General features: G+C 68.5%; 16 protein-coding genes. 9 read left to right on the top strand and 7 right to left on the bottom strand.

The features are described 5' to 3' along the window. The first annotated feature begins 9 nt into the window (after positions 1-9). A complete protein-coding gene (locus QM569_RS13095) occupies positions 10-1,158 on the top strand; it encodes an iron-containing alcohol dehydrogenase (protein ID WP_414987674.1) in 1,149 nt (382 codons plus the stop codon). Positions 1,159-1,225: 67 nt separating this feature from the next. On the opposite strand, the gene QM569_RS13090 is transcribed toward QM569_RS13095, so the two are convergent. Beyond that, positions 1,226-2,278: an AraC family transcriptional regulator gene (locus QM569_RS13090; protein ID WP_414987673.1), complete on the bottom strand. Its 1,053-nt coding sequence runs from the start codon at positions 2,276-2,278 to the stop codon at positions 1,226-1,228. 145 nt (positions 2,279-2,423) lie between these two features. On the opposite strand from QM569_RS13090, the gene QM569_RS13085 reads away from it, so the two are divergent. After that, positions 2,424-3,362, top strand: coding sequence for an alpha/beta fold hydrolase (locus tag QM569_RS13085; protein ID WP_414987672.1), 939 nt, complete (start codon positions 2,424-2,426; stop codon positions 3,360-3,362). Positions 3,363-3,409: 47 nt separating this feature from the next. Further along, positions 3,410-4,225, top strand: coding sequence for an esterase/lipase family protein (locus QM569_RS13080; protein ID WP_414987671.1), 816 nt, complete (start codon positions 3,410-3,412; stop codon positions 4,223-4,225). A 90-nt stretch (positions 4,226-4,315) separates the two neighbouring features. Here QM569_RS13080 and QM569_RS13075 read toward each other — a convergent pair whose 3' ends face one another. Then, positions 4,316-5,731: a wax ester/triacylglycerol synthase domain-containing protein gene (locus QM569_RS13075; RefSeq protein ID WP_414987670.1), complete on the bottom strand. Its 1,416-nt coding sequence runs from the start codon at positions 5,729-5,731 to the stop codon at positions 4,316-4,318. Positions 5,732-5,987: 256 nt separating this feature from the next. Between QM569_RS13075 and QM569_RS13070 the strand changes: the two genes are divergently transcribed. Genes QM569_RS13070 through phaP form a run of 5 tightly spaced genes read left to right on the top strand, consistent with a single transcriptional unit; the run spans position 5,988 to position 12,495 of the window. Beyond that, a complete protein-coding gene (locus tag QM569_RS13070) occupies positions 5,988-7,691 on the top strand; it encodes a long-chain-fatty-acid--CoA ligase (protein ID WP_414987669.1) in 1,704 nt (567 codons plus the stop codon). 16 nt (positions 7,692-7,707) lie between these two features. Next, complete coding sequence (locus QM569_RS13065; RefSeq protein WP_414987668.1) at positions 7,708-9,039, top strand: M20 metallopeptidase family protein; 1,332 nt, start codon at positions 7,708-7,710, stop codon at positions 9,037-9,039. Positions 9,040-9,062: 23 nt separating this feature from the next. Continuing rightward, entirely contained in the window at positions 9,063-10,646 is a 1,584-nt protein-coding gene (locus QM569_RS13060) for a WS/DGAT/MGAT family O-acyltransferase (RefSeq protein WP_414987667.1), read from the top strand. A 34-nt stretch (positions 10,647-10,680) separates the two neighbouring features. After that, on the top strand, positions 10,681-12,027 hold the full coding sequence (locus QM569_RS13055) for an MFS transporter (protein WP_414987666.1): 1,347 nt from the start codon (positions 10,681-10,683) through the stop codon (positions 12,025-12,027). A 27-nt stretch (positions 12,028-12,054) separates the two neighbouring features. After that, complete coding sequence (gene phaP, locus QM569_RS13050; protein ID WP_414987665.1) at positions 12,055-12,495, top strand: TIGR01841 family phasin; 441 nt, start codon at positions 12,055-12,057, stop codon at positions 12,493-12,495. Between the two features lie 13 nt (positions 12,496-12,508). Here phaP and QM569_RS13045 read toward each other — a convergent pair whose 3' ends face one another. The 5 genes from QM569_RS13045 to QM569_RS13025 form a co-directional block, all read right to left on the bottom strand. Beyond that, positions 12,509-13,642, bottom strand: a complete 1,134-nt coding sequence (locus tag QM569_RS13045) for a patatin-like phospholipase family protein (protein WP_414987664.1) — start codon at positions 13,640-13,642, stop codon at positions 12,509-12,511. After that, on the bottom strand, positions 13,642-14,469 hold the full coding sequence (locus tag QM569_RS13040; protein ID WP_414987663.1) for an HDOD domain-containing protein: 828 nt from the start codon (positions 14,467-14,469) through the stop codon (positions 13,642-13,644). The genes QM569_RS13045 and QM569_RS13040 overlap by 1 nt, the downstream gene beginning before the upstream one ends. A 13-nt stretch (positions 14,470-14,482) precedes the next feature. Next, positions 14,483-14,893: a PIN domain-containing protein gene (locus QM569_RS13035; protein WP_414987662.1), complete on the bottom strand. Its 411-nt coding sequence runs from the start codon at positions 14,891-14,893 to the stop codon at positions 14,483-14,485. Next, the gene (locus QM569_RS13030) at positions 14,886-15,164 is read right to left on the bottom strand and encodes an AbrB/MazE/SpoVT family DNA-binding domain-containing protein (RefSeq protein ID WP_414987661.1); all 279 of its coding nucleotides are present in this window, start codon (positions 15,162-15,164) and stop codon (positions 14,886-14,888) included. The genes QM569_RS13035 and QM569_RS13030 overlap by 8 nt, the downstream gene beginning before the upstream one ends. A 64-nt stretch (positions 15,165-15,228) precedes the next feature. Continuing rightward, positions 15,229-17,598 (bottom strand): Tex family protein, encoded by a 2,370-nt coding sequence (locus QM569_RS13025; protein ID WP_414987660.1) that lies wholly within the window; start codon positions 17,596-17,598, stop codon positions 15,229-15,231. Positions 17,599-17,664: 66 nt separating this feature from the next. On the opposite strand from QM569_RS13025, the gene QM569_RS13020 reads away from it, so the two are divergent. After that, positions 17,665-18,069, top strand: coding sequence for a hypothetical protein (locus QM569_RS13020; protein WP_414987659.1), 405 nt, complete (start codon positions 17,665-17,667; stop codon positions 18,067-18,069). Positions 18,070-18,157: the final 88 nt, after the last annotated feature.

Below are 18,157 nucleotides of genomic sequence, written 5' to 3'. Positions count from 1 at the left end.
AACCAAGCCATGGCCTTCATCTACTACGTCACCCAGATCCAGCTTGAATTCGGCGCCGTCAAGCTCTTGAAGCAGGAGTGCGAGCGCGTGGGCATCACCCGCCCGCTGATCGTGACGGACCCTGGCGTGAAGGCCGCAGGCGTGCTGCAGAAGGCGCTGGACGCCCTTCACTCCCCATCCGGCGGCCTGCCCACCGCCGTGTTCGACCAGACGCCGTCCAACCCCACCGAGGCCGCCGTGCGCGCCGCCGTCGAGGTCTATAAGGCCAATCACTGCGACGGCCTGATCGCAGTGGGCGGCGGCAGCGCCATCGACTGCGCCAAGGGCATCGCCATCGCGGCCACGCACGAGGGGCCGCTGAAGCACTACGCCACCATCGAGGGCGGCTCGCCGCGCATCACCGAGCGGGCGGCGCCGCTGATCGCCGTGCCCACCACCAGCGGCACGGGCAGCGAGGTGGCGCGCGGGGCCATCATCATCGTGGATGACCACCGCAAGCTGGGCTTTCACTCGTGGCACCTGGTGCCCAAGGCCGCCATCTGCGACCCGGAGCTGACGCTGGGCCTGCCGCCCATGCTGACGGCCGCGACGGGCATGGATGCGATCGCGCACTGCATGGAGACCTTCATGTCCGCCGCGTTCAACCCGCCCGCCGACGGCATCGGGCTGGACGGCCTGGCGCGCGGCTGGGCGCACATCGAGGCGGCCACCAAAAACGGCTCCGACCGCGAGGCGCGCCTGCAGATGATGAGCGCCAGCATGCAGGGCGCCATGGCCTTCCAAAAGGGCCTGGGCGCGGTGCATTCGCTCAGCCACAGCCTGGGCGGCGTGAACCCGCGCCTGCACCACGGCACGCTGAACGCCATGTTTTTGCCCGCCGTGGTGTACTTCAACGCGCAGGCCGAATCGGTGCAGAAGGACAAGCGCCTGGAGCGCATGGCGCACGCCATGGGCCTGGCATCAAAGGGCGACATCCCGGAGGCCATCCGCGACATGAACGCCCGCCTGGGCCTGCCCACGGGCCTAGCCGCCATGGGCGTGACGCCCGACATGTTCGACGACGTGATCAAGGGCGCGCTGGCCGACCACTGCCACAAGACCAACCCGCGCATCGCCACGCCCGAGGAATACCGCGAGCTGCTGCACGCCAGTCTGTAATATCTTCAAGCCTTTTTGGCCTCTAGCGCTTGCTGGACAAGCGCAAGCAGCTATTGTTTCAGTAGCATCAGGCACCACCCCCACCCGGGGCCCGGCGGTAGTCGTGCGGCACCTTGCCCGTCCATCGCGTGAAGGCGTGGCGGAAGTTGGAGGCATCGCTGTAGCCCAGGCGGCTGGCGATTTCCTCGGTGGTCATGCGCGTCTTGCGCAGATAGTCGATGGCGAGCATGCAGCGCACTTCCGACAGGATCTGCCGGTACGAGGTGCCCTGCGCCTCCAGCCTGCGGCGCAGCGTGCGGGGGTGCATGGCCAGTTCGTCGGCCATCAGTTCGATGCGCGGAAAGCGCCACGGCTGCTGCGTGACCAGCACGCGCCGCACCGTGGCCGCCACGCCGCTGCTGTGCGGCAGGTCGGCCAGGAACTGCTGGCAGATGCTGCGCGCCGTGGCGTGCGTCACCGGGTCGGGCATGCGCGGGGCGCGCTGGCTCCAGGTGCCGCCGATCTGCACCTCGTTCACCGGCTGGTCGAACTGCACCGGGCACTGGAACCAGTCGCGCAGCTCTTGCGCATGCCCCGGCGCCGGATAGGCCAGGCGGATGGCCGAGAACGCGAACGCATCGCCATACAGGTCGCGGCACAGCGCCTGGTGCGCCGCCAGGGCGAACTCCACCATGAAGCGGTACGTTGCACTCTCCGGGTCGTGCGCGAGCAAGGGCTCGTGGCGGAAGGCGTCCACGCCGTCCTCGCGCGTGAAGCTGATGTCGGTCAGCGGCCCCATGCTGCGGTGGTAGCGCACGGCAAAGTCGATCACCTCGGCGGTGGATGCGCTGGACAGCAGCGCGTAGCTGTACATGCCGTACGAGGTCAGCCGCATCTGCATACCCGCGCGCAGCGCCGCCGTGGGCGTGCGCGCCAGGCGCGCGGCGTTGTCGAACACCTGGCCCATCTGCGCATACGACACGCGCGTGTCGGGCAGCGGCAGCGCCTCGGCGCCCAACCCGCTGCCCGCCAGCACCTGCTCGGGCTCCACGCCGTCCTGCGCCATGACGACGACGACGGCTGCGATGCTGCGGGGGCCATAGACGCGGGGTTCGAGGTCAACGGGGTTGCGGTAGGCCATGGAATGCAAGATGCGGATGCGCGAAAGCGGGCCAGACAGTGTGCCGGACAGCGCGCCAGCGGACGGATCGGTGATTTCCCTGGGTCGGCCCTAATTCACCAGATCATGGCCCCAAATCACCAGCCCCCCCGGGTACAAACAAGCCATGCACACACAACAGCCCGCTCCCCGCTACGCATCGGCCAACGGCATGCAGTTGGCCTACGACACCTTTGGCGACCCTTCGGCCCCCGCGCTGCTGCTCGTCATGGGGCTGGGCACGCAGATGATCGCCTGGGACGAGTCCTTCTGCGAACAGCTCGCGGCGCAGGGCTACCACGTCATCCGCTTCGACAACCGGGACATCGGCCTGTCCACGCGCCTGACGCTCACGGGCGTGCCCAACATTCCCTCGCTGCTGCTGCGCGCCCTGGCCGGCCGCTCCATCCGCGAAGGCAGCGTGCCCTACACGCTGCGCGACATGGCGGCCGACGCGATCGGGCTGCTGGACGCGCTGGGCATCGAGCGCGCGCACGTGGTGGGCGCGTCGATGGGCGGCGCCATCGGGCAGGAGATGGCGCTGCGCTATCCGCAGCGCGTCATCAGCCTGACCAGCATCATGGCCACCAGCGGCGGGCGTGGCCTGCCCGGCCCGCGTGCCGATGCGCTGGGCCTGCTGCTGCAACCCGCGCCGCGCGACCGCACGGGCTACGTCAAGCGCCACCAGCGCGCCATGCGCGTGCTGCGCGGCACCGCGTCGCCCGACGAGGTTCGCCAGGACGCGGAGCGCGCCGAGCGCACCTTCGCCCGAAGCACGCACCCCGAGGGCTTCAAGCGCCAGTTCGCCGCCATCCTGGCCTCGGGCAGCCGCCGCGAGCGGCTGTCCACGCTGCGGGTGCCCACACTGGTCATCCATGGCGACAGCGACCCGCTGGTGCCCCTGGCCTGCGGCGAGGACGTGGCGCGGGCCGTGCCGGGCGCGCGCATGCTGGTGGTGCCGGGCATGGGCCACGCGCTGCCGCCGCGCGACTGGCCGGTCATCCTCGACGCCATTACCCAACATACGCGCCACAACGGGCTGCATCCTGAAGGAAAATCCGCATGAATCCATTTCTGTTCCCATTCGCGCAAACCCAGGAGACAACTGCCCCGATGGCTACCCAGCACCCCCACAAAGGCCCACCGCATGCGCTGCACTCCGTGCTGGAGCTTCGCGTGTTCCAGGAACTCGCCACCCTGCCCCTGGCCTGGCCGCTGCTGATGAACACGCCCAAGGGCGACGGCCACCCCGTGCTGCTGTCGCCCGGCTTCATGGGCGACGAAGGCTCTCTGTTCGCGCTCAAGCGCTTTTTGAAGACGCGGGGCTACGAGGTACACACCTGGGGCCTGGGCCGCAACGTAGGCTTTCAGCGCAGGCATGCCGAGGCGCTGGTGCAAAAGATCCGCCACCTGCACCACCAGAGCGGCCGCACCGTCAGCCTGGTGGGCTGGAGCCTGGGCGGCATGTTCTCGCTGTACGGCGCGCTGCACGCGCCTGAATGCGTGCGCCACCTGATCACGCTGGGCAGCCCCGTCACCGTGGACCCGGTGCATGGCAGCCAGTCGCCCGAGACAGTCAAGCGCCTGTACCGCCTGATCGCCCACCCCCTGGGCCCCAGCGCGCACATCATGCAGCCGCGCGTCAAGCGCCTGCGCGAGCGCGAGCTGCCCAACGTGCCGATCAGCTGCCTGTACTCCATCAGCGACGGCGTGGTGCCCGCGCAAGAGGCCACCATCACCGGCGACCCGAGCCACTGCGAGAACATCCGCGTGTATAGCAGCCACATCGGCCTGGGCTTCAATGCCATGGTGCTGGCGATCCTGGCCGACCGGCTGTCGCAGCCCGAGGGTGACTGGAAGCCGTTCGACCCGCAGGGCGTCAACGGCATGCTGTACCGCGCGGCCACGCACGCGGCAGTGCCCATTTGATAAGAGCCAAATTGGCCTCTAGCGCTTGCTGGACAAGCGCGAGCAGCTATCAAAAAAAGAGCGACCCATGGGTCGCTCTTTTTTCTTGCTTCACGCCGCCTTCTTGCGACGGCTGGGCAGGAGCTTCGTCTTTGCCGTGGCCTGCGCCAGGCTGGCCTGGAAACTGTCGCGCAGGCACAGGGCGAAGTGCTCGGGGTCGGGCAGCAGTTCGCGGCAGCCCGTGGGGGAGATCACCACGCGGCCGTCGTAGCGCGTCACCGCAAAGGCCAGGCCCGCGCCGTCGCGGATGGGCAGCATGGCCGAGGTGTAGCTCATGCGCGCGCCGCACAGGTACTGCGTGGCCTGCGGCACGGGGATGAAGCGGATCAGGCAGTGCGTGGTGACCTCGCCGCTGGCCGGGCCGCGCACGGACAGCTCGACCACGGGGCGCTGCTTGACGGGCGGGTGCGCCCCGGCCCGGGCATGCACGGCGGCCAGGCGGGCGGCAGGGTCGGCCACGTCGGTGGCGAGGGCGCGCGCCTGCCAGGTGGATTCGGCGGCAGAAGCGTGCTTGCCCTGCGGCGCATCGCCCCCGGCGCCCGCCTGCCAGACCATGGCGTTGAGCGTGGCCTCCGGCAGCTCGCCCTGCTCGTCCAGATACTGGCGCAGCGCGCCGCCGCAGACGGCGATCACCGCGTCTTCAAAGGTGGCGCCGGGCACACTGGCGGCGATGGTCTCGAACTCCTGCTCGGTGAAGCGCCGCGTCTCGAACACGCGGTGGGGCGAAACGACCGAATTGAAGCGCGTGACCGGGCGCAGCTCGGTCAGCCCGCCTGCCAAGGCCCGGGCCATGGGGAGCAGGCGGCCCGCCAGCCACGGCGCCTGCCACGGCGCGAGCATGGAGCGCAGCATGCCCCGCTGCAGCAGCGCGGCGGTGCCGGGCGGCGAGTCGGCAAACCACGAGGGCGCGGGCGCGGCCTTGGACGGCTTGGCGCGCGTATCGCACAGCACCTCGGTCAACAGGCCCAGGTCGGCCAGGTCGAGCGCGGCCAGGTGGGTCTTGAGCAGCAGCGCGAAGCTGCCCTCGGGCAAGTCCAGAAAGCTGTCCAGGCCCTCGATCACGTAAAGCTCCCACGGCGGGCGGTCCATGTCGAGCGCGCGCGCATGCAGGCGCGACGCCTGGATGCAGAACTGCCGCCAGTCGCCGGGCTTGGGCAGCGCGATGTGGCGCACGTGGTATTCCAGGTCGAACTGGTCGTCGTCCACCCAGTAGGGCTTGTCGAGCCCCAGCGGCACGCGCAGCAGGCGCTTGCGGAACTTGGGCCACAGGTGCAGGCGCTGCTCCAGTTGCGCCAGGATGCTCTTGAAGCGCACCACGCCGCCGGGCGCGCTGCGCTGGTCGTGAATCTGGATCAGGCTGACGTTGGCGTTGGCGTGCGTGCTGTCGGCCAGCAGGTGGCCTGCGGCGCGGTCGTCGAGCTGCTGCAGCGCGTCGAGTTCGGGGCTTGCGGGGATGAAAGGTGTCATGCGGTGATGGGGAAGGATGCGAAGTGAAACGAGGCCGCGAAACGGCATAGCCCGACGACTCTAACCCGGACTGCGCACACGCAGGAAGTGCGCTTAGGGTTTGTGATAGGGCCTGTTTTACGGGCTGCCACAACCTGTCCCAAGTTCACCGCAACATGGCCCCGTCACACCTTCCAGAGCACGCGCCAATGCGGAAAGATGCGCCTGTCCGTACATGGTGCGGACGTGAACACAACGACAACTCAGGAGACAAGCAATGAGCAGCGACAAGCCCTGGCTGGCCTCGTACCCCGCCAGCATGCGGTGGGATCTGGCCATCACCCCCACCCCGGTGCAGAAAATTCTGGAAGACACCGTCAAGCGATTCCCCGACCAATACGCCGTCGATTTCATGGGCAAGCGCATCACCTACCGCGAGCTGGGCGCGCTGACCGACCGGGGCGCCAAGGGCTTGCAGGCGCTGGGCGTGGGACCTGGCGTACACGTGGGCATCTTCCTGCCCAACTCGCCGCACACCATCATTGCGTTCTTCAGCATCCTGAAGGCGGGCGGCACGGTGGTCAACTACTCGCCGCTGGACGCCGCCAAGGTGCTGGAGCACAAGATCGAGGACAGCGAGACGGACTTCCTCTTCACGCTCGACCTGGCTGCGCTGTACCCGCAGATGGGCAGCATGCTGGGCAAGACACGGCTCAAGAAGCTCATCGTCGGCAACGTGGGCGAGATGACGCCCGCGCCCGAGGCCGTCGCGGCCAAGATGAAGGAAGCCAAGGAAACGGTCGAAGTGCCCTGGGACGACCGGCACGTGAAGTTCGCCGACCTGCTGGCGAACGACGGTGCCTACACCCCGCACCCCATCGACAACCCCGCCGACGCCATCGCGGTGCTGCAGTACACGGGCGGCACGACCGGCCTGCCCAAGGGCGCCATGCTCACGCACGGCAACCTGAGCGCCGCTGCCGAGCAGTACCACGAATCCACGCAATACGACCCGCCGCTGATCGCTCCCGGCACGGAGCGGCTGCTGGGCGTGCTGCCGCCGTTCCACATCTACGCACTCACGGTCAACATGCTGTTCGGCATCCGCCTGGGGGCCGAGATCGTGCAGCACATGCGCTTCGACCCCAAGGCGGCGCTGGAAGACATCGCCAACAAGAAGATCGCCATGTTCTGCGGCGTGCCCACCATGTTCACGGCGCTGATCTCGCACCCCGACACGCCCAAGTACGACCTGCGCTCGCTCAAGTACTGCGGCTCGGGCGGCGCGCCGCTGCCGGTCGAGGTGGGACAGCGCTACACGGCCATCACCGGCACCGAGGTCTCGGAGGGCTGGGGCATGACGGAAACCTCGCCCACGGGTACCTTCTCGCCCATCAAGAAAAGCAAGCCCGGCTCCTGCGGCATTCCGCTGCCCGGCATCACCATCAAGCTGCTGTCGCTCGACGACCCCACCAAGTACGTTCCGCTGGGTGAAAAGGGCGAGATGTGCATCAGCGGCCCCAACATCATGAAGGGCTACTGGAAGAACCCCGAGGCCACGGCGGCGGACACCACGTTCGACGGCTTCTTCCGCACCGGCGACGTGGCCTACATGGACGAGGATGGCTACCTGTTCATCGTGGACCGCTGCAAGGACATGCTGCTGTGCAGCGGCTTCAACGTCTATCCGCGCGTGCTCGAAGAAGCCATCTACCAGCACCCTTCCGTGAACGAGGTGTGCGTGATCGGCATCCCCGACACCTACCGGGGCCAGTCGCCCAAGGCCTTCGTTGTGCTCAAGCCCGGCGCCGAGCCGTTCACGCTGGAGCAACTGCAAGCCTTCCTCAAGGACAAGCTGGGCAAGCACGAAATGGTGCATGCCCTGGAGATCCGCGACGCGCTGCCCAAGACGGCCGTGGGCAAGCTGTCCAAGAAAGACCTTGTGGACGAGGAAGCGCGCAAGCGCGCCGCCACGGCCTGACCCTGGGAGAACCCTGATGCGAAAAAGTTTCAAAAGGGCCTGCCTGGCCGCTGCGGCTGCGGGCCTCTTTGCCAGCGCCGCTCAGGCGCAGGTGATACAGCCCGCGCAATTGCAGGACCTGGGCCAGCGCGTCGAGGCGCTGCAGGCCAAGATGGTGGCCTGGCGGCGCGACCTGCACCAGCACCCCGAGCTGTCGGGCCAGGAAGTGCGCACCGCCAAGATCGTTGCAGACCACCTGCGCGCCCTGGGCATGGAGGTGAAGACGGGCGTCGGTGGCACCGGCGTGGTCGGCCTGCTCAAGGGCGGGCTGCCGGGCGCCACCGTGGTGGCGCTGCGCGCCGACATGGATGCGCTGCCGGTCAAGGAGAACACCGGCCTGCCCTTTGCCTCCACCGCCATCGGGCGCAACTTCGGCAAGGAAACGCCGGTGATGCACGCCTGCGGGCATGACGGCCACGTCGCCATCCTGATGGGCGTGGCCGAGGTGCTGGCAGGCATGCGCGCGCAACTGCCCGGCACCGTCAAGTTCGTCTTCCAGCCTGCGGAGGAAGGCCGCTCCGAGCACCCCAAGCACGAGGAGGAGCCCTTCGGCGCCAAGGCCATGATCGCCGAGGGCGTGCTGGACAACCCCAAGGTTGATGCGATCTACGGGCTGCACCTGGCGCCCGGACCGGCCACGGGCAGCGTCGGCTACCGCGTGGGCCCGATGATGGCGGGCGCGGACGGCTTCACCATCAAGGTGACGGGCCGCCAGACGCACGGCTCGCGGCCCTGGGACGGGGTGGACCCCATTACCGCCTCGGCGCAGATCATCACCGGCCTGAACACCATCGTGAGCCGCCAGCTCGACATCACGGCGGTGCCCACGGTGGTGAGCATCGGCGCCATCAACGGCGGCAACCGCGAGAACATCATCCCCGACACCGTGGACATGCTGGGCACGCTGCGCACCTTCGACAACAAGCTGCGCGACGATGCCCGCAAGCGCATCGCCCACACGGCGGCCACCATCGCCGACTCCAGCGGCGCCAAGGCCGAGGTGAAGTTCAGCGCCGTGTCCTACCCGCCCACGGTCAACCCGGCAGAGCTGTCCAAGCAGGCCGTGCCGGTGCTGCAGGCTGCCACGGGCGGCAAGGCCATCCAGATCCCGCTGGTCAGCGGGTCGGAGGACTTCTCGGACTTCCAGCTCAAGGTGCCGGGCTTCTTCTTCATCCTGGGCGCACCGCCCAAGGGCCGCGCCCCCGCGCCCAACCACTCGCCGCTGTTCGACTTCGACGAGGACGCCATGCCCGTGGGCGCCAAGGCGCTGGCAGCGCTGGCGATCGACCGACTGGCACAGCCGCGTTAACCCCCTTTTTTCGAGACACTGACATGAATCACCTGAGCAGCCTGGACGCCTCGTTCCTGCACTTTGAAACCCCTGAAACCCCCATGCACGTCGGCAGCCTGCTGCTGCTGGAGCTGCCCCCGGGCTACAAGGGCGACTACTTCGAGGAAGTGAAGGCCATGATCGCAAAGCGCGCGCACCTGAGCACGGTGCTCACGCGCAAGCTGGCGCAAATGCCCTTCGAGTTGGCCGAACCGGTATGGATCGAGGACGACGACATCGACTTCGACTACCACATCCGCAGCCTCACCCTGCGCCGACCCGGCTCCATGGAGCAGTTGGAGCAGCTTGCAGCCCGCCTGCATTCGAGCCTGCTCGACCGCAGCCGCCCGCTGTGGGAGATGTACGTGATCGAGGGCCTGCAGGACGGTCGCGTCGCCTTCTACACCAAGGCCCACCACAGCGGCGTGGACGGCAAGGCCGGCACCGAGATGGCCAAGGTGCTGTACGACATCTCGCCCACCATCCGCGAGGTGCCCGCCCCCCGGCGCAAGGCTGCGAACCGCAACTCCGGCTACCAGCTCGGCGTGGCCGAGCTGCTGCAGGCGGCCGTCTCCAACACGGCCGAGCAGTACCGCAAGCTGGCCGGCCTGCTGCCCACGGCGGCGCGCGCGCTGACCACGGCGGGCAAGGTCGTCGCCCAGCAGCGCCGGGGCAAGGACGAGCGCCCGCTGAACCTGGGCATGGCACCCAAGACGGTGTTCAACGAGCCCATCACCAACCAGCGTTCGTACTCCACCATGTCGCTGCCCTTCGACGAGCTCAAGGCCCTGGGCAAGCGCGTGGGCGGCACCGTCAACACCATCGTGATGGCCATGGCCAGCGGCGGCCTGAGCCGCTTCTTGAAAGAGCGCGACCTGCTGCCCAAGGAAGCGCTGATCGCCGCCGTACCGGTGAGCCTGCGCGCCGAGGGCGACGACTCGATGAACAACCAGGTGTCCATGGTGCGCGTGGACCTGGCGACCGACATCGCGGACCTGGCCGAGCGCTTCAAGGCCATCCACGCCTCGTCCGAGGCCGCCAAGGCCGTGGTGCGCGAGCTCAAACCCGTGCTGGGCGTGGACATGCCCATGACCGGCTCGCCCTGGCTGATGACCAGCATGGCCTCGCTGTACGGTCGCTCCAACCTGGCGCGGCGGCTGCCGCCCATGGCCAACGTGCTCATCTCCAACGTACCCGGCCCGCAGGTGCCGCTGTACGTGGCGGGCGCGCGCATGACGGCCTTCTACCCGCTGTCCATTCCGTACCACGGCAGCGCGCTCAACATCACGGTGCAGAGCTACGCCGGGTCGCTGGACTTCGGCATCACCGCCTGCCGCCGCGTGCTGTCGCAGGACGAGTCGTACGAACTGCTGGAGCACATGCGCGCCGCGCTCAAGGAAATCGAGCGCCTGCCCGGCGTGCAGGCCGACGAGCCCTCTGCGCCTTCCAAGGCCAAGGCCGATGCGGCACCGGCGGCGGACAGACCCGCGCGCAAGCCCCGCGCAGCCACGCCCGCCAAGAAAGCCCCCGCAAAAAAGGCCCCGGCAAAGAAGGCAGCCGCCAGCAAGAGCAGCGCCACGGCCTGACGGCACCTCCACATAAAAAATACAGGAGACAACCATGGCTCACGCCCCCTTGCCGACGGGCCCCGTCGTCACGTACAGCCCTGAGGACGAGGCGATGTTTTCCAAGATCAGCTGGCGGCTGCTGCCGCTGCTGGTCGCGTGCTACATCATCGCCTTCCTCGACCGCGTCAACATCGGCTTCGCGCAGTTGCAGATGCGCGAGACGCTGGCCTTCAGCGACGCCGCCTACGCCTTCGGCGCGGGCGTGTTCTTCATCGGCTACTTCCTCTGCGAGGTGCCCAGCAACCTGATCCTGGAGAAGATAGGCGCGCGCAAGACGCTGCTGCGCATCATGTTCTGCTGGGGCGTGGTCGCCTCGTGCATGATGTTCGTGCAATCGGCCGGGGTGTTCTACGTGCTGCGCTTTTTGCTCGGCGCGTTCGAGGCCGGGTTCTTCCCCGGCATCATCCTGTACCTCACCTACTGGTATCCGGGGCCCCGGCGCGGCAAGGTCATCGCCGTGTTCATGACCGGCGCCACCATCGCCTACCTGCTCGCGGGCCCGCTGTCGGGCGCCATCATGAAGTACATGGACGGCCTGATGGGCTACCGCGGCTGGCAATGGCTGTTCGTCACGCAGGGCCTGCCCGCGTCGATCCTGGGCATCGTCGCCTACCTGTACTTCAAGGACAAGCCCGAGGACGCGAACTGGCTCACCGCCAGCGAGAAAACCCGCCTGCGCAAGCTGCTCGACGAGGATGCCGCCGCCGTCGGCCACGGCGCGTCGCACGGCTCGCTACGCGCCCTGATGGGCACCCCGCAGGTGTGGGTCATGTCGCTGGTGTACTTCCTGTTCCTGGGCGCCACCTACGTGATGGTGTTCTGGACGCCCACGCTCATCAAGGGCTGGGGCGTGAAGGACGTGTTCACCGTGGGCCTGCTGTCGTCCATCGGCCCGGCGGTCACCATCTTCGCCATGGTGCTGATCGGTCGCAGTTCCGACAGGCACAACGAGCGGCGCAAGCACTTCATGTTCTGCTGCACCCTGTCGGCCATCGGCGCGCTGATCCTGATCTTCACGCAAGGCACGCTGGCGCTGTCGGTGCTGGGCCTGATTGTGCTGACCATCGGCCAGTCCTCGTCCACGCCGCTGTTCTTCACGGCCACCAGCGAGGTCATTCCCAAGAAGATCGCCGCAGGCGGCATCGCGCTGGTCAGCAGCCTGGGCAACCTCGGCCCGGCGGTCATGCCGTCGGTGGTGTCCTTCGTGAACACCAGCACCGGCACGCCCGTCGCGTCGCTGTACCTGGTCGCGGCCCTTTGGCTGGTGTCGGGCGTCATACTGATGCTGGCCGTACGCCCCAGGGCAGCCGCCCCCTCGGCCCGACTGGCCGCTGCGTAACCCTTTTTCAACCCTTCAGGAGACACCATGGCAACTTCCAAGAAAACCACCGCACCCGAGATCCCCGGCATTCCCACGCTGGACGACCTCAAGAAAATGGCCCAGCAGTTCAAGCTGCCCGGCGTGGACGTGAGCGCCCTGATCGAATGGCAGCGCAAGGACCTCGAAGCGCTGGCCGAGGCCAACCGCCAGGCCTACGAGGGCATGCAGGCCCTGGCCCAGCGCCGCGCCGAGATGCTGCGCGAGAACTTCGCCCAATGGCAGGATGCGCTGAAGAACGCCGCAGGCGCCGACGCCCTGAGCAGGAACACCGAGGCGGTGCAGCGCGGCGTGCAGCAAGCCATCGACAACATGCGCGAGATGGCCGCCCTCGAAGCCGCCACGCGCACCAATGCCTGGAAGGTGCTCCAGGACCGCATGCAGGAGAACATGGCCAACCTGGGCCAGCTCCTGAAGCCGCGCAAGTAACCCCAAAGAGCCGCTACAGCGGCTCGACGCGGCCCATGTCCGGTCGCGCGAGCCACTCGGCGAACTCATTGGCCAACCGGCCCGCCGCGCCCGCTGCCTGCCCCCAGGCGCGGGCGCGCGCTTTTGCGTTGGTGCCGTAGTCGGTGAAGTCCTTGCGGTCGGGCAGCTTGGCGCCAGGCAGGGTACGCACCCAGTCCGGGTCGGGCGAGAGCACCACCATGCCGTCCAGCGCAGGCGTGGCCTTGTGGCGCCACTTCAGGCCCTTGTCCAGCCAGCCGGGCACCACGCGGTGCTGGAAATGGGGGTACAGCACCAGGCTGCCAGGTTCAGGGTCTTTTTGGCCTGTAGCGCTTGTCTGGTCGGCACTGGCAGCTATCAAATTGGTAGTTTTGTAGGCCAGGTGCAGGTGGTAGTCGGTGATGCCACCGTCCCAGTACGCGCCGCGCGGCGCGCCGGGAATGTCGTGTACGGCCTGCAGCACGAAGGGGATGGAGCAGCTTGCCTGCAGCGCCTGCATGAAGTTGGCGGCAGACAGCGGCACCTGCCGCGTGCGGTAGTCCGCCGTGCCGAAGGGCAAGTCACCCTGGGCCGAGGAAAACACCACGCGCTCCAGCCACGCGCCCATGGCCTTGCGGTGTACGGTGTTGGTCAAAAAGGCACCCAGATAGCCCAGCGGCGTCGCCACGCCGTGCTCGCGCCCCAGCAGGTGGCGCCCGCGCGCGGTGACGATGTGCAGCCGAAAGCGCGGGTGGCCCAGCACCTCTTGCACACGCCCGCCGTAGAAGGCTTGCAGGTTCTGCCCGAAACGCTCGCTCACGTGGGCGGCCGTGGGGCGCTTCTGGCCCGGGGGCAGTTCGTAGTCCTGGTGGATGTAGTCGTGCTCCAGCCGCTCGAACGCGGCCACGGCGTTGTCCAGGCAGGCCGTCGCCATGCGCCAGGCGCCTATGGACGCGCCCACCAGATGCACGGGCTGGCTCGAACGGGGCAGCCATTCGCCGAAGATGAAGCGGTCCAGCGGCCCCAGGATCAGCCCCTTGGGGCCGCCCGCCGCGCCGGGGATCACGCCCACGTCGGCGGGGCCCAGGCCGTGCCGCTCGATGTGCGCACGGGCGCGCGGCCCGGCGTGGATGCGCAGCGCCTGGGTCATCACACCATGTAGTCGAGTTCGTCGGGGCGGGCCGTCCAGTCGATGGGGTCTTGCTGCAGCACCATGTCGATGTCCAGCCCCAGGGCCAGGCCCACCTCGCCGGGGAAGGAGACGGCCAGTTCCTTCTCGTCCAGCCCGGACTCACGCGCACGCGCACGCCAGGACGCCAGGTGGATCACGCCCGCCAGCGGCTCGTAGGCATTGTTCTCGAACGGCTCGCCCTGGTGCCGCAGGGCATCGACCAGCGACGGCGGGAGCTGCCAGCGGCGCGCCAGCCCGGCGGTCACGTGGCCGTAGTCGTAGCCGAAGATGCGCTGCTCGATCTTGCCGCGCCGCAGGTCGAACGGCGCCACCAGGGTGTTGACCGCAGCCGCGCGCTCCGGCGCGGCCAGGTGGATCACGAGTTCGCCCAGGGCATGCAGCAGGCCCGCCGAGTAGGCTGCGATCTGGTTCTGCCGCACCAGGCCCGCCAGCGACCGGGCCTGCTTGGCGGTGTTGAGGCTGTAGCGCCAGAACTGCTGCATGTTCACGCCCGGCACCGAACGCGACGTAGTGCCCAGCGGCGCCGACGACACCAGCGTGCGCAGCTGTGCCGTGCCCAGCAGCGCCAGCGCCTCGGGGATGCCCGCGATCTGGCGCGGCGCCTGGAACGCGGGGGAGTTGGCCAGCTCCAGCAGCCGCCCGCCCAAAGCCGGGTCGGTGCCGAAGAGCTGGCTCAGGCGCCGCAGGCTGGGCTCGGGGTGGGCCAGCTCGCTCATCAGCAGCGCCACGGCGCGCGGCAGGCTGGGCAAGGCCACGGGGTGGGACAGCAGTGCGCTCAGTTCCATGACTCTCGGCCCTTCACGCCATCACCACGGGAGGGTCGGCAGCCACGCGCGCGCCACGCGTCACGAAGCGCGCATCAAAGGTGGCGAGCTCGTCGCAGTCCGCCGCCAGCGCAAGGTGCAGCGCGTCGGCCAAATCCAGGCCCGTCGCCGCGTGGCGCAGCGCAGACTGCCATGCCGCTGCGTGCTGCCACGCCATGCCGGGCAAACCGTGCAGGTGGCGGAAGGCGCGCAGCATGTCTTCCTTGGGCACGCCCTGGGAGCGCAGCACCCAGGCCAGCTCCAGCCCCACGGTGACGGGCACGAAGAATTGCGCGCCGGATTCGAGCAGGCGCGTGGCGCGCTCGGCCTGCGCCTGGTCATCGGCCAGCAGGTAGCGCGCGAGGATATTGGTGTCCAGCGCGACCCGGCGCATCGCCTCAGCCATGGGTCTGCCGGTCGTCCTCGTGAACGGCGCGCAGCAGGGCGGCGTCGCCGCCATCGTCCTCGCGCACCAGGCCCGTGCGGCCCGCCAGCATGCCCCGGCCCGCGCGCACCCCGGTGGGCGCAATGGAGGGGATCGGGGTCAGCACGAGTTCGCCCGCAGGCGTGACCCGGGCCTCGACTTCATCCTGCGCGGCCAGACCCGCCTGCCGCACCAGCGTGGCAGGCAGGCGTATGGCAAGACTGTTGCCCCAGCGGGCGATTTGCAGTGACATGGTGTTCTCCAGCCAGACGGGTAGCAAGTAATACCAGCAGCGTATCACTTTCAGTGATACAAGGCTACCGCCGCAGCCGTGCAAAGGCATCCGCCATGGCGCTGTTGCCCACGGGCGCGTCGCGGCGCGGCCCGCCGCCGCCCCGGCTGGGCGGGGGCTGGTAGCGGTTGTCGCCAGCGCGGGGGTCCTTGGGGCGGCTGACGGCGTCCAGCTTCATCGACAGGCCGATGCGCTTGCGCTCCACGTCCACCTCCATCACCTTGACCTTCACGATGTCGCCGGTCTTGACCACCTCGCGCGCGTCGTTCACGAACCGGTTGGAGAGCTGGCTCACGTGGACCAGCCCGTCCTGGTGTACGCCCAGGTCCACGAAGGCGCCGAACTGGGCCACGTTGCTCACCGTGCCCTCCAGCACCATGCCCTCCTTCAGGTCCTTGATGTCTTCCACGCCCTCGTTGAAGCGCGCCACCTTGAAGTCCGGGCGCGGGTCGCGACCGGGCTTTTCCAGCTCGGCCAGGATGTCGCGCACGGTGATGATGCCGAACTTCTCGTTGGCGAACAGCTCGGGCTTCAAGGTCTTGAGCATGTCGGCGCGGCCCATGATCTCGGCCACGGGCTTGCCCGTCTTTTGCATGATCTGCTCGACCACCGGGTAGGTCTCGGGGTGTACGCCCGTCATGTCCAGCGGGTTGTCGCCGCCGCGTATGCGCAAAAAGCCCGCCGACTGCTCGAAGGTCTTGGCGCCCAGGCCCGCCACGTCCATGAGCTGCTTGCGGTTCTTGAACGCGCCGTTGGACTCGCGCCAGCGCACCACGGCCTTGGCGACGCTGCCCGACAGGCCGGAGACGCGGCTCAGAAGCGGCACGCTGGCCGTGTTCAGGTCCACCCCGACGGAGTTCACGCAGTCTTCCACCACCGTGCCCAGGGTGCGGGCCAGCTCGCTCTGGTTCACGTCGTGCTGGTACTGGCCCACGCCGATGCTCTTGGGGTCGATCTTGACCAGCTCGGCCAGCGGGTCCTGCAGGCGCCGCGCGATGCTGGCGGCGCCGCGCAGGCTCACATCGACATCGGGCATCTCCTGCGATGCGTATTCGCTGGCGCTATAGACGGATGCGCCTGCCTCGCTCACCACTATCTTTTCGATAGCTTCCTGCGCTTGTCCAGCAAGCGCTGGAGCCTGTTTTTGCATCAACTTTATCAGCTCGGCGGCCAGCTTGTCCGTCTCGCGGCTGGCCGTGCCGTTGCCGATGGCGATGAGCTGCACGCCGTGCTTCATGCACAGGCGGCCCAGCGTGGCCAGGCTGGCGTCCCACTCGCGGCGCGGCTCGTGCGGATAAACGGTGGCGGTGTCCACCAGCTTGCCCGTGGCGTCCACCACGGCCACCTTCACGCCGGTGCGAATGCCCGGGTCCAGCCCCATGACCACGCGCGGGCCTGCGGGCGCGGCCAGCAGCAGATCGCGCAGGTTGTCGGCAAAGACCTTGATCGCCACCTTCTCGGCCTCGTCGCGCAGGCGGGCGAACAGGTCGCGTTCGGTGGACAGACTCAGCTTCACGCGCCAGGTCCAGGCCACGCACTTGCGGATCAGGTCGTCGGCCTTGCGTCCGGCGTGGCTCCAGCCCAGGTGCAGGGCAATGCGGCCCTCGGCAATGCTGGGCTTGCCCGGTTCAGGTTCCACGGACTGCGCCAGCTTGGCTTCGAGGATCTCCAGCGCCCGCCCTCGAAAGACCGCCAGCGCCCGGTGCGAGGGCACGCGACCGATCGGCTCGTCGTAGTCGAAATAGTCGCGGAACTTGGACACCTCGGGGTCGTTCTCGTTCTTGCCCTCGACCTTCTTGGAGCGCAGCAGGCCCTCGGCCCACAGCCATTCGCGCAGGGACTGCACCAGCGCCGCGTCCTCGGCCCAGCGCTCGGAGAGGATGTCGCGCACGCCGTCGAGCACGGCAGGCACGGTGGAGAAGTCGGCGCCGGGCCTGCCGTCGTCCAGCACCTCGGGCGGCTTGGTGAACGCCGCCGCCTCGGCGACCGGGTCCAGCGTGGGGTCGGCAAACAGCCTGTCGGCCAGCGGCTCGATGCCAAACTCGCGGGCGATCTGGCCCTTGGTGCGGCGCTTTTGCTTGAAGGGCAGGTAGATGTCCTCCAGCTCCTGCTTGGTCGGCGCGGCGGCAATCGCGGCGCGGAGCTGGTCGGTCAGCTTGCCCTGCTCGTCGATGGCTTTCAGCACGGCCACGCGGCGGTCTTCCAGCTCGCGCAGGTAGGACAGGCGCGCCTCCAGCTCGCGCAACTGGATGTCGTCCAGCCCGCCCGTCACTTCCTTGCGGTAGCGCGCGATGAAAGGCACCGTGGCGCCGCCGTCCAGCAGTTCCACCGCCGCGCTCACCTGTTGTGTACTGACCCTGATTTCTGCGGCCAACTGCCGGATGATCTGCTGCATGCCTCAACGCACCTGAAAAGCAAAGCGCGGGAGTTTGCCACAGCCTTCTAGAATGCTCGCGCACCCATGACCGCCCCGCCCTTCCCCCTCCGCACCGAGTGCCCGCCCGGCACCTGCAACTGTGGGCGCGGCGCACTGTTGCAGGCCCCGGGCGGCGACCTGCGCGCCCTGCGCCTTACCCGGGCCGAGGAGAAGAAGCTCGTCGAGCGCCTGGAAAACCTGAGCAGCCTGGCCGACCTGCGCCACATGCAGGCGCGCATGGAGCAGCAGCTGGGCCTGCGCCTGGCCATCACCCTCAGTCCGCACGAGGTGCGCAGCCTGCGCGGCATCGCCATCGGTGTGCTGGAGCAGCCCGGCCTGTGCCGCAAGACGCGCCAGGCCATCCCCGCCGCCATCAAGAAAAGCATGGACCGGCACCCCGCCATCGCCTATGCGCTGCTGGACGAAGGCGGGCTGTTCGGGGCCGCATAGTGCAGGACGACCTGTTCGGCGCCCCGCCTGCACCGGCGCCGCCGCCACCCCCGCCCCCGCCGGAGCGCAAGCCCCGCAGCACCGGCGT

The organism is Acidovorax sp., from assembly GCF_047607405.1.
Classification (GTDB): Bacteria; Pseudomonadota; Gammaproteobacteria; order Burkholderiales; family Burkholderiaceae_C; genus Acidovorax.
Note: the sequence above shows the minus strand (reverse complement) of the source record. Positions and strands in the feature narration are given on the sequence as shown.

Coding starts and splice junctions, on each gene's coding strand:
- QM569_RS13055 (WP_414987666.1), top strand. CDS start 10,681: ATGGCTCACGCCCCCTTGCCGACGGGCCCCGTCGTCACGTACAGCCCT.
- QM569_RS13065 (WP_414987668.1), top strand. CDS start 7,708: ATGCGAAAAAGTTTCAAAAGGGCCTGCCTGGCCGCTGCGGCTGCGGGC.
- QM569_RS13070 (WP_414987669.1), top strand. CDS start 5,988: ATGAGCAGCGACAAGCCCTGGCTGGCCTCGTACCCCGCCAGCATGCGG.
- QM569_RS13095 (WP_414987674.1), top strand. CDS start 10: ATGGCCTTCATCTACTACGTCACCCAGATCCAGCTTGAATTCGGCGCC.
- QM569_RS13035 (WP_414987662.1), bottom strand. CDS start 14,893: ATGGCTGAGGCGATGCGCCGGGTCGCGCTGGACACCAATATCCTCGCG.
- QM569_RS13080 (WP_414987671.1), top strand. CDS start 3,410: ATGGCTACCCAGCACCCCCACAAAGGCCCACCGCATGCGCTGCACTCC.
- QM569_RS13020 (WP_414987659.1), top strand. CDS start 17,665: ATGACCGCCCCGCCCTTCCCCCTCCGCACCGAGTGCCCGCCCGGCACC.
- QM569_RS13030 (WP_414987661.1), bottom strand. CDS start 15,164: ATGTCACTGCAAATCGCCCGCTGGGGCAACAGTCTTGCCATACGCCTG.
- QM569_RS13075 (WP_414987670.1), bottom strand. CDS start 5,731: ATGACACCTTTCATCCCCGCAAGCCCCGAACTCGACGCGCTGCAGCAG.
- phaP (WP_414987665.1), top strand. CDS start 12,055: ATGGCAACTTCCAAGAAAACCACCGCACCCGAGATCCCCGGCATTCCC.
- QM569_RS13040 (WP_414987663.1), bottom strand. CDS start 14,469: ATGGAACTGAGCGCACTGCTGTCCCACCCCGTGGCCTTGCCCAGCCTG.
- QM569_RS13085 (WP_414987672.1), top strand. CDS start 2,424: ATGCACACACAACAGCCCGCTCCCCGCTACGCATCGGCCAACGGCATG.
- QM569_RS13060 (WP_414987667.1), top strand. CDS start 9,063: ATGAATCACCTGAGCAGCCTGGACGCCTCGTTCCTGCACTTTGAAACC.
- QM569_RS13090 (WP_414987673.1), bottom strand. CDS start 2,278: ATGGCCTACCGCAACCCCGTTGACCTCGAACCCCGCGTCTATGGCCCC.
- QM569_RS13045 (WP_414987664.1), bottom strand. CDS start 13,642: ATGACCCAGGCGCTGCGCATCCACGCCGGGCCGCGCGCCCGTGCGCAC.
- QM569_RS13025 (WP_414987660.1), bottom strand. CDS start 17,598: ATGCAGCAGATCATCCGGCAGTTGGCCGCAGAAATCAGGGTCAGTACA.